Annotated in this window: 9 protein-coding genes; 8 read left to right on the forward strand and 1 reads right to left on the reverse strand. The window is 45.2% G+C overall.

Going from position 1 to position 13884, the window contains the following annotated elements:
- Positions 1-205 precede the first annotated feature (205 nt).
- The 6 genes from QUB16_RS15340 to QUB16_RS15365 all read left to right on the forward strand — a co-directional run bounded on the left by QUB16_RS15340 (position 206) and on the right by QUB16_RS15365 (position 8812).
- Positions 206-532 carry a DUF433 domain-containing protein gene (locus QUB16_RS15340; protein ID WP_333317295.1) on the forward strand — a complete coding sequence of 109 codons (327 nt, stop codon included), beginning with the start codon at positions 206-208 and terminating at the stop codon, positions 530-532.
- Positions 533-725: 193 nt separating this feature from the next.
- Positions 726-1649, forward strand: a complete 924-nt coding sequence (locus tag QUB16_RS15345) for a hypothetical protein (protein WP_333317297.1) — start codon at positions 726-728, stop codon at positions 1647-1649.
- 83 nt (positions 1650-1732) lie between these two features.
- On the forward strand, positions 1733-4708 hold the full coding sequence (gene pruA / locus QUB16_RS15350) for an L-glutamate gamma-semialdehyde dehydrogenase (RefSeq protein ID WP_333317299.1): 2976 nt from the start codon (positions 1733-1735) through the stop codon (positions 4706-4708).
- 119 nt (positions 4709-4827) lie between these two features.
- Complete coding sequence (locus QUB16_RS15355) at positions 4828-6447, forward strand: glycosyltransferase family 39 protein (protein ID WP_333317301.1); 1620 nt, start codon at positions 4828-4830, stop codon at positions 6445-6447.
- Between the two features lie 36 nt (positions 6448-6483).
- Positions 6484-8154 carry a glycosyltransferase family 39 protein gene (locus QUB16_RS15360; RefSeq protein WP_333317302.1) on the forward strand — a complete coding sequence of 557 codons (1671 nt, stop codon included), beginning with the start codon at positions 6484-6486 and terminating at the stop codon, positions 8152-8154.
- Positions 8155-8332: 178 nt separating this feature from the next.
- Positions 8333-8812, forward strand: coding sequence for a hypothetical protein (locus QUB16_RS15365; RefSeq protein WP_333101727.1), 480 nt, complete (start codon positions 8333-8335; stop codon positions 8810-8812).
- A gap of 404 nt (positions 8813-9216) precedes the next feature.
- Here the strand turns inward: QUB16_RS15365 and QUB16_RS15370 are convergent, their stop codons facing one another.
- The gene (locus QUB16_RS15370) at positions 9217-11262 is read right to left on the reverse strand and encodes a S8 family serine peptidase (protein WP_333317305.1); all 2046 of its coding nucleotides are present in this window, start codon (positions 11260-11262) and stop codon (positions 9217-9219) included.
- 552 nt (positions 11263-11814) lie between these two features.
- Here QUB16_RS15370 and QUB16_RS15375 point away from each other — a divergent pair.
- Both QUB16_RS15375 and QUB16_RS15380 read left to right on the forward strand, forming a co-directional pair.
- The gene (locus QUB16_RS15375; RefSeq protein ID WP_333317307.1) at positions 11815-12870 is read left to right on the forward strand and encodes a UPF0104 family protein; all 1056 of its coding nucleotides are present in this window, start codon (positions 11815-11817) and stop codon (positions 12868-12870) included.
- Positions 12871-13090: 220 nt separating this feature from the next.
- On the forward strand, positions 13091-13744 hold the full coding sequence (locus tag QUB16_RS15380; protein ID WP_333317309.1) for a DUF1190 domain-containing protein: 654 nt from the start codon (positions 13091-13093) through the stop codon (positions 13742-13744).
- Positions 13745-13884: the final 140 nt, after the last annotated feature.

A 13884-nucleotide genomic window follows, 5' to 3' on the forward strand; every position in this document is an offset into this window, starting at 1 on the left:
CAGGCAAGATGCCTGTTCCACACAAGTACCATTTTTATGAACAGGCAAGATGCCTGTTCCACACAAGTACCATTTTTATGAACAGGCAAGATGCCTGTTCCACACAAGTACCATTTTTTTGTCGGGTGGTTTATTTTTACCAGTAAAAAGCTCCATCGCTATAATAGAGATACGACCTTCCCAGCAGCCAAACTCCTGATTAACTATGACACTAAAAGAATTAGAACCGCAACTGCTTTCCCTGAGTCCGCCCGAGAAAGCTCAAGCAATACAGATATTAGCTCAAAGTTTAGCCAACACCTGGCAGGGAATTGAAAAAACTCCCGGTGTAGTCGGCGGTAATGCCAGGATTGCAGGGACTAGAATTTCTGTTTGGGGATTGGTAGAGTCTCGTCGATTAGGTGCAACTGATGCTCAACTTTTAGAAGATTATCCGCATCTTAGTGCTAGCGACTTGAAAAATGCCTGGGCTTATGCTGAAGCATTTCCTGACGAGATTGAATCAGTAATTAAGTTAAACAATATAGACTAATATCATGGCAGGTTTGTATGCAGATGAACAATCTTCCTTCTAACTTTTGCCTAACCCTCGATAATTAATCCGTGTATCCGTGTCAAACTCTCTTAGAGTGCCTTCTTCCTTCTGCTAGATAATTTCAGTGCAGGCGATCGCACCAGTAACGTAAAATGTCTAAAAGCGGTATTTGTAAAATAAATTTAGCCCCATGAGCGACGAACAGGAAAAAAAACAAATTTTGACTCAGCAACCGGAAATAATTTCCCCTGCCAGCGATGAGTTCGATCGCAGTGAAATTGCCAGGGCTGATTCAACTTCCGCATCAGCAGAAACTCCCGCAGAAATTGCCGCCCCCGAAGATATTTCAGCGCCAATCGACCAAGCCGAAACAATTCCAGTGGCAGCCGATATCGCGCCGGAAACAACTCAACTTGCAAGTTATCCGCCTCCAACAATTCCAACTGCCCACCCCGAACCAAAACCAGCTCGCTCGTGGCAAATCTTAGCAGTTTTTCTCAGCGGAATCTTAGTCGGTTCCGTCCTTAGTCTCGGCAGTTTGCTAGCGTGGAGAATGTATCAGGAAAGAGCGAACCTTCAAATCAAACTACCCGCTGACGTACCCCTCCCCGAAAGCCCTCCAACCGTCGCAACAGCACCAGTCAACCGTCGGCCCGGACTTCCCCCAGCCCCTGGAAATGGACGGCCCCCCACATTCCCTCCGTCGCCCCGTCCCACTCAAATCCCCTCTCTGTCTGGCCTTCCGCAACTTGCTTCGCCGTTGCCTTCTCCTTTGCCGTTGCCTTCTCCAACTCCAACTCCCGCTGCGGTTGAAACCCCTGTAACCGAGCGAGTTTACTTTCAAGCCGGTGCTACGGGAACTACTCTGAGCAATAGTTTGCGAGCCAACATATCCAGGCGCTACTTACTGGAGTGCAATAGCGGCCAAAGCATGACAATAAATGTTCAAGAAGGTCAAGTTAGCGCCGCAATTATTGCTCCTAACGGTGAAAATTTAGGTACTACTGATAGCACAGGTCAGTGGCAAGGTCAACTAGCCAGTAGCGGCGATTATACTATTGAAATTTCAGGCGATCGCCAAGCCAACTACCAAGTTAAAATTGAAGTCAAATAGCAAGTATAATTGTATCAGGGGGTAGTTACAAAATACCTAACCCCCCCTGTTGCTAATTACAAATTACCAATTACTTATTACCAATGATCGCACAAGTATCTGAAAACATCTACGAAGCAAAAACCCAGGAAATTGCCAAAGAAATCCTGAAGGCAACTCAAGACAAAAAGCGCTCTTTTTTCGGTCAACTGCAAGACCAAATGCGCTGGGACGACAAACTAATGGATTGGGCGATGGCTAGCCCCGGACTGCGGGTGCAATTGTTTCGATTCATCGACTGTTTGCCGGCACTCCGCAGCAAGCCGGAAATTGCCCGCCACTTGCAAGAATACCTGACGGCCCAAGAGGTAGAATTGCCCGAAGCTTTGAAAAAATTGCTCAATTTTACTAACGCTGAGTCGATTCCTGGACAATTGGCCGCGACGACGGTTGCGCCTGCGGTGGAAACTTTGGCGCACAAGTATATTTCTGGGGAAAATATCAAGCAGGTAGTTAAAACTTTAGAGCGACTTCGCAAAGATAAAATGGGTTTTACAGTTGACCTTTTGGGGGAAGCTGTCATCACTGAAACTGAGGCGGAAATTTATCTTAACCGCTATTTGGAATTGATGGAGGAACTGGCGAAGGCAGCGAAGAATTGGCCGCAGGTAGATGCAATTGACAAAGCTGACGGCGAAACTCTGCCGCGAGTGCAAGTATCCGTAAAGTTAACGGCTTTTTATTCTCAGTTTGACCCTTTGGATGCTAAAGGTAGCGAGGAGAAAGTAAGCGAGAGAATTCGCCTGTTACTGCGCCGCGCGAAGGAATTGGGCGCTGCTGTTCATTTTGACATGGAACAGTATGCTTACAAAAGTTTAACTCTGACAATTCTCAAAGACTTATTGTTAGAGGAAGAGTTTCGCAGTCGCACGGATATTGGAATTACATTGCAAGCATATTTGCGCGACAGTGCCCAAGATTTGCGAAACCTGATTTCCTGGGCAAAAAAACGCGGTAATCCGGTAACAGTACGTCTGGTAAAAGGCGCTTACTGGGATCAGGAAACTATCAAAGCGATGCAGAAAGATTGGCCGCAGCCGGTCTACAATGACAAAGTTGCTACCGATGCCAATTTCGAGCAGATGACGCAGTTGCTGTTAGAAAATCACGAATATTTGTATGCAGCTATTGGCAGTCATAATGTACGATCGCAAGCGAGGGCGATCGCCATTGCCGAAACTCTCAATATACCGCGCCGCCGCTTTGAAATGCAAGTGCTGTACGGCATGGGCGACAAATTGGCTAAGCTTTTGGTCGATCGGGGTTATCGCGTCCGAGTCTACTGCCCCTACGGCGATTTGCTGCCGGGAATGGCTTATTTGATCCGCCGTTTGCTGGAAAATACCGCCAACAGTTCTTTCATCCGGCAAAGTTCCGAAGAAATGCCGATCGAACAATTGTTAGCCGCCCCAGTTGCTAACGGAAATGACCAGCTAGTTTACAGCAAAGTATTTCCCAACGTTGCCGATACCGACTACGCCAATACCAAATTGCGGCAACAAGCAGAAACAGCCATCAAATCAGTGCGCGCCAACTTAGGTAAAACCTATTTACCGCTAATCAATGGCGAGTACCAAAATACTGAAGCAACAGTTAACTCACTCAACCCTTCCAATCCCACAGAAGTAGTTGGCACAATCGGATTGATTTCCGAAGAACAGGCCAAACAAGCCCTTGAAGCAGCAAAAGCAGCCTTCACAGGTTGGCGAAAAACCCCCGTCCGACAGCGCGCCGGCGTCCTCCGCAAAGCCGCAGAATTGATGGAACAGCGGCGGCACGAACTATCAGCTTGGATGGTGTTTGAAGTCGGCAAACCCGTCAGAGAATGCGATGCCGAAGTCTCCGAAGCTATTGATTTTTGCCGCTACTACGCCGACGAAATGGAACGGTTAGAACAAGGGAAAAATTACGACATCCCCGGAGAAACTAACCGCTACACCTATCAGCCGCGCGGCATTTCTTTAATCATTTCGCCTTGGAATTTCCCCCTCGCAATTCCCGTCGGCATGACAGTTGCATCCCTAGTTGCTGGAAATTGTACTTTACTCAAACCTGCGGAAGTTTCCTCAGTAATTGCAGCAAAAATAGCAGAAATATTGCTAGAAGCCGGAATCCCCAAAGGCGTATTTCAATACGTGCCTTGCAAAGGTTCAACCGTCGGTGCTTACATGGTGAAACATCCTGACGTTCACATGATTACTTTCACTGGTTCTCAGGAAGTTGGCTGTCAGATTTATGCCGATGCTGCGATTTTGCAGCCTGGACAAAAACACCTGAAACGAGTAATTGCGGAAATGGGCGGCAAGAATGCAATTATTGTCGATGAAAGTGCGGATTTAGACCAAGCAGTTGCAGGCGTAGTTTATTCGGCATTTGGATACAGCGGCCAAAAATGTTCCGCTTGTTCGCGAGTAATTGTGGTCGAATCGGTGTACGATAATTTTGTGGCAAGATTGGTAGAAGCGACGCGATCGCTCAATGTCGGCCCAGCAGAAAATCCCGGCACTCAAGTTGGCCCTGTGATCGATGCAAATGCCCATTCGCGCATCCGCGAATACATCGAAAAAGGTCGCGCCGAAGCTAAAATAGCTTTAGAAATGCCGGCACCAGAAACCGGTTATTTTGTCGGCCCAGTCATTGTTACCGAAGTATCGCCGACAGCAACTATCGCCCAAGAAGAAATTTTCGGCCCGGTTTTGTCCGTGATGCGGGCTCATAATTTCAGCGAAGCGATTGCGATTGCTAACGGCACGAATTTTGCTTTAACTGGCGGATTGTATTCTCGCACGCCTTCGCATATCGATCGAGCCGCATCCGATTTTGAAGTCGGAAACCTGTACATCAATCGCGGAATTACCGGCGCTGTGGTATCGCGGCAACCCTTCGGAGGCTTCAAACTTTCGGGAGTTGGTTCTAAAGCTGGCGGCCCGGATTATTTGCTGCAATTCCTCGAACCCCGCACAATAACCGAAAATATTCAGCGGCAGGGTTTTGCGCCGATTGAAGGAGTGGATGATTAATCTCAAATTCGTTTGATTAAGATTTGATACCCGACTTCTTAAAGAAGTCGGGTATATGCTATCATTGTTCAAAAAAGTCGGGTGCACCTATTCTGTTGTTCTAATTGAATTTACTTAAAATGGAATATAGAAAAAATGGTACTCGTCTAAATTCTCACAATCCTTCACTTGACAAGTGGGTGAGAGTTTTAATGATAGTTATATTAGTCATGGGTATATTTTTTCGTTTCGCCAATCTCGACAAAAAAGTTTACTGGATAGACGAAGGTTACACATCTCTGCGGATTTCCGGTTATACAGAAGCTGAATTTATTCAAGAGTTTGGTGACGGTCAAATCAAGGAAATAAAAAGTCTACAAAAGTATCAGCGGATAAATGCAGATAAAAGCGTTTTTGACACCGTAAAAGGATTGGCAATAGAAGAAGCTCAACTTACTCCCCTGTACTTTGTAGCAGTGAGATTTTGGGTGCAACTGTTTGGAGATTCCATCGCAGTAACTAGAAGCTTGTCGGCGGTTTTTAGCGTGCTGGCATTGCCTTGTATGTATTGGCTATGCTTAGAATTATTTGAGTCATCGGTGACAGCTTGGTTAGCAGTTGCCATAATAGCTGTATCGCCTTTTCAGGTAGTTTATGCTCAGGAAGCTCGACCTTACAGTTTGTTTGTCATGTTAATTTTACTCTCAAGCGCGGTCTTGCTACGAGGAATGCGTCGAAAAACTAATAGTAGTTGGGCAATTTATGCTGTAACATTAGTAGTTGGATTTTATTCTCACCTATTATTTGGAATAGTTGCAATAGGACATGGAGTCTATGTATTAATTATCGAAAAATTCCGGTTTAATAAGACGGTAATTGGCTATTTGCTAGCATCCATAGCAGGATTGATTGCTCTGTCTCCTTGGATTATAGCTTTTATAAAAAATTCGGGCAGTGCCGCTGATAAAACCTCCTGGCTGTCTCTGAGAATACCTGTTTCAGAATTGATGAAAAATTGGGTATGGAACATTAGCAAGCAATTTTTTGATGTGGGAATTTACTGGGATTTGCTACGACCCTATTTGATATCTACTCTGCCAGTTAGTTTAATGATTTTAATAATGGTCGGGTATTCTTTTTATTTACTTGTCAGTAAAACCGAAATGCGAGTTTGGTTGTTTGTTGTGACCTTAACGTTCGTGATAGTAGGAATTTTATGCCCCGCGGACTTAATTAGGGGAGGGATTCGATCTATCAACACTCGTTACATGATCCCCTGTTATTTAGGAATCCAGATATCTCTTGCTTATCTTTTTACTCAAGTTCAAGTTACAACCCAATTACAAAAGCTGTGGAGAGTAGCTCTAGTTGTTCTGCTCTCAATTGGAATTGCGTCTTGCTGCCTCTATGTGTCAGCAGATAATTGGTGGAATAAAGACCGCTCTTATATTAACATCCGGATCGCCCGTACAGTCAACTCAGCTTCTAAGCCATTAATCATAACAGAGTTTCCCGAGTATAGTGTAGATACGATCGGAAATTTACTCGGTATGAGTCACCAAATCGATCCCAGAGCTAAATTATTACTAATGTCACCTAAAAATAATGTTGAAATTCCAGAAAATTTTAACGAAATATTTTTGTACAGTATTACTCCACAATTAAAGACAAAAATTGCCAACAAAAGTAATCAATATAAAATACAAACAATCTATGAAGAAAATGACGCAATGATCCTAGGCAAAATAGTCAATAAATGATGTTTTATATAGCAACCGCACTTGAGTTTGTTTAAAATGGAATCTACGAAAGATCGCGAGCGACTAAATTCTCACAAGCCTTCACTTGACAAGTGGCTGCGATTTTTAATTATCGCTGTATTAGTCATCGGTATTTTATTTCGGTTCGCCAATCTCGATCGCAAATTTTACTGGCTCGACGAAACATATACTTCTTTGAGAGTTTCTGGCTACACCGAAGCCGAAATAATCACAGAAATTTCGTACCAGAAAATAACCTCGCCCTCGGATTTACAAAAATATCAGCAGATAAATTCAGAACACAATTTAACTGACACGCTACATTCTTTAGCAACAGAAGACCCCCAACACCCGCCGCTGTATTACATACTAGCGCGATATTGGGCGCAATGGTTCGGCAGTTCCGTTGCCGTAATGAGAAGTTTGGCCGCCGTGATTAGCCTGCTAGTATTTCCCGCAATTTATTGGCTGGCTTGGGAGTTATTTGAATCTTCTGCAGTAGCGTGGATGGCGATCGCACTGTTCGCAATTTCTCCCTACCACATCTTGTTTGCCCAAGAAGCGAGACAGTACAGTTTGTGGACATTAACTACTATTTTATCCAGTGCAGCCCTACTGCGAGCCACGCGCCCTGACAAAAATCAAAATGCTCTCGCCCTTGTGTCTCACTGGGCACTGTACGCAGTCACAGCAGCAATGGGATTTTACACCCACTTGTTATTTGTCTGCGTCGCCGCCGCCCACGCAATCTACATCGCAATCCTTGCCAACTGGCGGGATATTAAAACATTTATTGCCTATTATGTAGCAGTTGTAGTAGCATTAATTGCCTCCATCCCTCCCCTGATAAATTCTTTAGAAAACTTCAATCAAATTAGAAGCACAACAGTATGGGCAGAACAAACAAATTTCTTAAGATTAGTCAGCAGGTGGGTTGGTTCCGTCACCATAGCATTTTTTGATATTGGCATCGATGGAACTGCCAACGCCACACAACTAGCCTTGGTAATTCCAGTTGGTATCATGATTCTAGCTTTAGTCGGCTATGCCCTTTATTATCTATGCCGACAAACACCAAAGCGAGTGTGGTTGATTGTATTGTTATTAATTGCAACAACTGCTTTATTTTTGGCAGTGCCTGATATAATCAAGGGTGGAAGGCGATCGGCAAATCCGCGATATTTAGTTCCTTGTTATGTGGGAATTCAGATAGCAGTGGCTTACCTGCTGTCTGCGAAAATTAGTAACAATTTGGAAAAGTTTAAACAGCAAAAACTGTGGAAAATAGTTATAGTTGCCGTTTTTTCCGCAGGTATTATATCCGGTGGAGTTAGTTCTCAAGCAGATATTTGGTGGAATAAAGGTAGCGGTTGGTTGCGCGCCGTGGAAGTAGCTGCGACTGTCAATCAAGCCAGCAATCCCCTAATTATCAGCGATGCCAATATCGCACATATCATGCCTTTAAGTTATTACCTAGAACCAAAAGTCAAACTGCTAATAGAACCCCGCTGTTACACTTCTTGCTACAAAAATCGAGAATTGGCAAAGAAAAAACCCCAACCCCCGCAAATTCCCGGCGGTTTCAATGAGTTGTTTTTATACAGACCCTCCTCTACTTTGCGATCGGCAATTCAGCAACAAAACTATCAAATAGAGCCGGCTGACACTAATGTCGATCTTAATCTGTGGAAAATTACCAAGAAATAATCTCAAACATTAAGGCCAAAAACAAGGGTTTGTTGCAAAAAAAATAAAGGTCTTATTCACTGCGACATACTGGCCATAAACGGCATTTTTGGAAGTATGTCGCAAGTAGAGTTCGATAGGTTTTGTTTTCGTGGTAAGCTAGAAATTAAGAATCAAAAAATAACATCAAAAATCTCAAATGACAGTCACTGAAACCTCCAACATTCGTAAACTGCTGTGCGATCCAGACTTAGGGCTGATTCCTCACCTAGAAAAGTGCCTGAAAGATTTGCACTCATCTGCGATCGCCAGTGGAGAGAAATTCAAGGTAGAACCTTACGATATAGAACTCAAAAGCTGCCACACCCAGAAGCATCCCAACGACCAAAAACCTCTCGTCACCCAGTCAGTGTTAATAAAAGTTCCCCTGACTGGGAAAGTTCAAGACAAGATGCACCTATATCTGATCGCAACTGAGTTGCAGAACCAAATCGACGTTAAAATTATCGACTGGAGTGCCTTAGAACGCCGCCAATACGACATTCAGGGCATCCCCTTAAAGCAGCCGATCACCAAAATAGACGGCCAGATGAATTACGAGTTAGTATTCGATCGACCAACCTACTGCTGCATCACCCTGTGCCGCCAATTTGACTTAACTTACGCCGCCAATTTTTAATTGTGCTTGTAGGGAGGGGCGGGTTTCACCAACAATATTTAGGTTAATTAACAATCTATAAAACCCGCCCCTATCCCACGGTAAACCCCTTGTACATTTTTCGCATTCAATACAAATCAATGTTGATGTAGATTGTTAGTTGTGTGGGGGCGGGTTTATGTATATTGTTAGTAGAAAATCGATATTGTTGGTGAAACCCGCCGGGAGCATCTCAGTTTTGCATTGACAGTGCGAGCGTCCCCGCTCGCGTATTGTACAATACGCGAGCGGGGACGCTCGCACTACAATAAAAAAAATTCTTTTTACAAAACTGAGATGCTCCCAACCCGCCCCTACGAAATCTGGTAACAGTATGTCAAGCCCATTACCAATTCCCAATTACCAATTACCAATTATCAATGAATTCAAACCGCTCGATTCGCAGTTTCCGCAAGAATCCTCTTAATATCAGCAGGACTCAGACTCGGATTAGCTTGCAACATCAAAGCTATCACGCCGGATACTTGTGGCACTCCCATTGAAGTACCGGCAAAATATCGATAGGGAATCCCCGGTTGAGAAAGCGGCACAGTTGAATAAACATCACTAGAATCCGCCCTACCACCGTCGCCACCCGGAGCAACAAAATAATTAATAGTCTCCGTACCCGCCCGGTTAGAATACTCCCCAAACAAGCCATTTCTGGTAACACCACCGACAGCAATTCCTACCTCATTGGCAAACCGAGCCGGATAATCTACTTGTGGGCGAGCATCATTTCCCGCCGCCGAAATCACGATCGCGCCTTGAGCTTCGGCCGCTCGAATAGCATCCAATTCTTGAGCATTCAACTGTTGACCGCCCAAACTCACATTGATTATCTTCGCTCCATTTGCCACCGCATAATTAATCGCATTAATTTCATCCCGAATTTTACCTACCCCTGCCCGATCGAGTATTTTCAAAGGCATAATCTTCGCAGTCGGAGCTGTTCCCGTAATCCCTATCCCATCTTTTTTCGCAGCAACTAAACCCGATATATGAGTGCCGTGATTGTTATCATCCCTCGGGTCATTATCGTTGTTGACAAAATCCCATCCTCGGAAATCGTCAACAAAGCCATTGCTATCATCATCAACCCCGTTGCTAGCTTTATTGCGACCGATCGCATCAACACCGGTTTCCCCCGCATTGCTCCAAATATTCCCCGTCAAATCCGGGTGATTGTAGTCAACTCCGCTGTCGATAACTGCCACCACAATGCCGTCTCCAGTCAATCCCTGGGCCCAAACCTCTGGAGCTTTAATTAAATCTCTGCCCCACTCGTCGCCACCCAAGTCGGGAACATCAGGAAAAGTTGCAGTACCTTTAGCTTTAGCAACTGCCGCCGCTGCATTCACCAAACCGAACCCAAAACGAGAGTCAAAACCCTGCAAGTTGCTCGCATTGTTAGTAAAAACAGTTCCAGGGGTTGCAGACAGATTGAGGGAGAAATTTGTACTGCCTTGGTATTGATAAACTCGGATAAAGTAAGTTCCTGCGGCTAAACCGTTGATGTCGATCGCTTCCGGCGATAAATTCGGTTGTTGAGAAGAAGCAATAATATCGGTAAAGTCAATAGAATTGTCGCCGTTAATATCTTTAATTAGAGCAACATCAACATCTGCCGTCAAACCGCTGACAGTTAATTTAAAGTCGCTAGTTGCAGGCAAAGTAAAGCGGTAAAGGCCGTCTGGCCGGGCGTTGCTAAGCGAGTCTGCGATCGTTTGAGTGCCGCCCAAAACGCCTAAATCGCGAGCTTGATCCAGTTGGTTGCCCAATACGGTAGTTGCAGAGATGAATGTATTGGCGAGGTCTTGTGGAGATGCGTTGGCTACCAAGCCTAAAATAGCATTGGATTGGCGAATTTTAATTAATGTATTGGAAATACCGGGGGCGATCGATATTTCTTCGAGAATCAAGTCAGCTTCGGTAAGATTGTCAGTCAGTCCGATCGAATCCACAAAACTGTTAAAGTCAGTAATAACGTCTGCCGCAGCCGGATCGGAGACTGCGGAGTTGCTGCGGAGGACAAAGGTATCAGGGCCCAAACCCCCTGTCAGCGTATCTTTGCCCCCATCCCCCACTAAAACGTCGCTGCCAAAGTCACCGTTGAGGGCGTCATCTCCCTTACCTCCCTGCAAGGTATCGCTGTCGGCATCGCCAAACAGGAAGTCGCTGCTGACACCACCGTTAAGTACATCGTTGTCTGCGCCACCTAACAGGGTATCGGAATTGCTGCCGCCGAGAATGCGATCGTTACCATTATCGCCACTGATGCGATCGGCATCCGACGAACCGACAATAAAATCGTTGCCGCCGAGGGCAAAAAATCCGTTAGGATAAGGAGTCAAAAAGCCCGGAGTCAAGGCGAAACTGTTGGGGCTATCATCTAAAAGATAGGAAAGACCGTCAGGGCTCGGGCCGGGCATAGAAATGTACTCCTAGTGAGGTATATCGATCTAAATTTTAGATTTTAAATTTAAGTTTGTGGTTAAGAACGCCCTAAATAGTCTGTAATGCGCGCATTACAGACAGTCTGTAGAGGCTTGCATAGGTTAGGTTAAACTGAGATGTTCCACCCTTCTCAATTACTTGTTTAGGAACAGGCTTTTCGGCCTGTTCCACAAAAATGTTGAGTTATTGTGGAACGGGCCGGAGAGCCCGTTTAGGAACAGGCTTTTCGGCCTGTTCCACAAGAATGTTGAGTTATTGTGGAACCAACAGGCTTTTCGGCCTGTTCCACAAAAATGTTGAGTTATTGTGGAACCAACAGGCTTTTCGGCCTGTTCCACAAAAATGTTGAGTTATTGTGGAACGGGCCGGAGAGCCCGTTCTTGACAAGGGTGCAACATCTCAGGTGAAACAGATTTATTCCGTCATATCATGCCGTGTAAATTAACCACAATTCCGCCTTAGCCCCTCTAAAATATAAAATCTAAAACAGTATAACTTAATCCCAAATTCAAAATCGGGATCAGAAAATGGGAAAACAACACTTGCATCGAATTCAGAATTTTTTCAACATCGCAAAATCGCATTTAAAGCCTTATTTGCGCTATTTGATTTTGGGCGGGACGTTTTTATTTATTGCCAAAGCTTTTTTAACTCACTGGCGAGAAGTCGCGAATATCCAAATTCGAGCGGAAAGTTTTCCGTTGCTGGCGATCGCCCTTGGCGTCACTTTATTTTCTCTAATTTTCGTCGGCTGGGTGTGGATGTTGATTTTGCGGGAATTCCGCCAACCTGTAACTGCCGCCTGGGCAATTCAAGTTTTTCTCAAAACTAATATTGCCAAGTATTTGCCGGGGAATATTTGGCATTTTTGGGGTCGAATATTGGACGCGAAAAAGGCAGGAATTTTCCCGAAAGCTGCTACTCTTAGCGTGTTGCTGGAACCGCTGCTGATGGCTTCTGCGGGCGTTTTGATTGGGTTGATTTGTTTTGAGAAATTCAATTGGTGGTTGCGGCTTGTCGGTTGTGCTGCTATTTTAACCGCGATTGATCCCCGAATTTTAAATCCGATCGTTCTGTTTGTAGAGCGGTTGAAGTTATCCAAGAACAATGGGGAAAATTCCCAGGCTGGGGAGGCTGCGAGCGAGGAACTGAATATTCGTGCAGAGTCTACCTCCAATCTAGCTAAAAAAACATCGAATGTCAAGTCCCGCCGCAAAATTAATTTGCCAATTAAACGCTATCCTTTAGTGCCGTTAATCGGACAAATGTGTTTTATCGGATTGCGGGGCTGCGGTTTTTTGCTAACGGTAATGGCTTTAACTCCGGTGAGCTTTAGCAATATTCCCAACTTGTTCGGTGCTTTTTGTTTTGCCTTTGTTGTCGGTTTAGTCGTACCGGGAGCACCGGGGGGAATGGGAGTATTTGAAGCAACGGCGATCGCCCTGCTGTCCGATCGCTTTTCTACGGGTATAATTCTGAGTGCGGTGGCTTTGTATCGGATAATTAGCATTCTGGCGGATGTTTCGGGTGCTGCTTTGGCAAAGCTCGATCGCCAGCGCGATCGGCACAGTAAAAAAAGGTGAATTTGAAATAAAATATTTGAGGAATATAATTTGCTGCGATCGAGGAATCCCTGAATCGGGCAATCTAGTAAAAGCTATAATCAAAGTCGTGAGTGCCAACTCACAGACTTAGGTAAATTACTTGAACTTTGGCTGACCGTGTAAATCCAATCATCTCATTGGCAGCAAATTCATCACATTCCAGGTTCTTTGAAATAATGACTCTAACCTCCGGTTAGCCATGACTCATAACAACAATCGAACGACAACAATTCGTTACCTTCTAATTACATCAGGTGTACTGGCGATCGGTGGATTAGGCTATCTTGCTTATACCATGTTGCGGCAACCCAACGAAGTACGCTACTACGCATCCGAACAGCAATGTATTGTAGATGCGACGAACCAAAGCAACGGGTTCACCAAAGAGCAGTGTCAGGCCCAGTTCCGGTACGCAATGCAGGAATACGAACGCATTACGCCCGTGTATCGCACGCAGCCAGAATGCCAAGAAGACACAGCAAGCATTTGCTCGCAGGTATCGAATTCCAGCGTGGCTACCCCCGGATGGCGACCAGAGTTCGGCGGCTTCTATTTCACCGATGATGTCGATGATGATGCCCCTCCAACAGTGGTCAACGGCGTCAACGGCGGCTCCTACAGGATTTATCCAGTGCAACCCGTTTACCGCTCCAACATCGGAATTGTAACTCCAGATAGAACCCAGATTACTCGTCCCCTACAGGGCATACCGCTAGATTCTCCCTACTTTTCCTCCAGTGGCGACACCCCAAATCGCCCCCCAGGCCACGCAGCTCGCGGAACCATCAAGGGACGAGGGAGCTTTGGTACTTCTGTCCGCTCCACGGCTCCTTTGGGAAGCGGAGGCAAGTGACATCGATTCCGGTTGCACCGGAATCATTGTTGACTGTTGACTGTTGACTGTGAGTCAAAAAAAATGAAAATTGCGCGAATTATTTGTTGGCAGCTTGATTCGACTTTACGCCCGACTTCGGATCACGGATTTGATATCAT

Source organism: Microcoleus sp. D3_18a_C4 (genome assembly GCF_036702415.1).
GTDB lineage: Bacteria > Cyanobacteriota > Cyanobacteriia > Cyanobacteriales > Microcoleaceae > Microcoleus.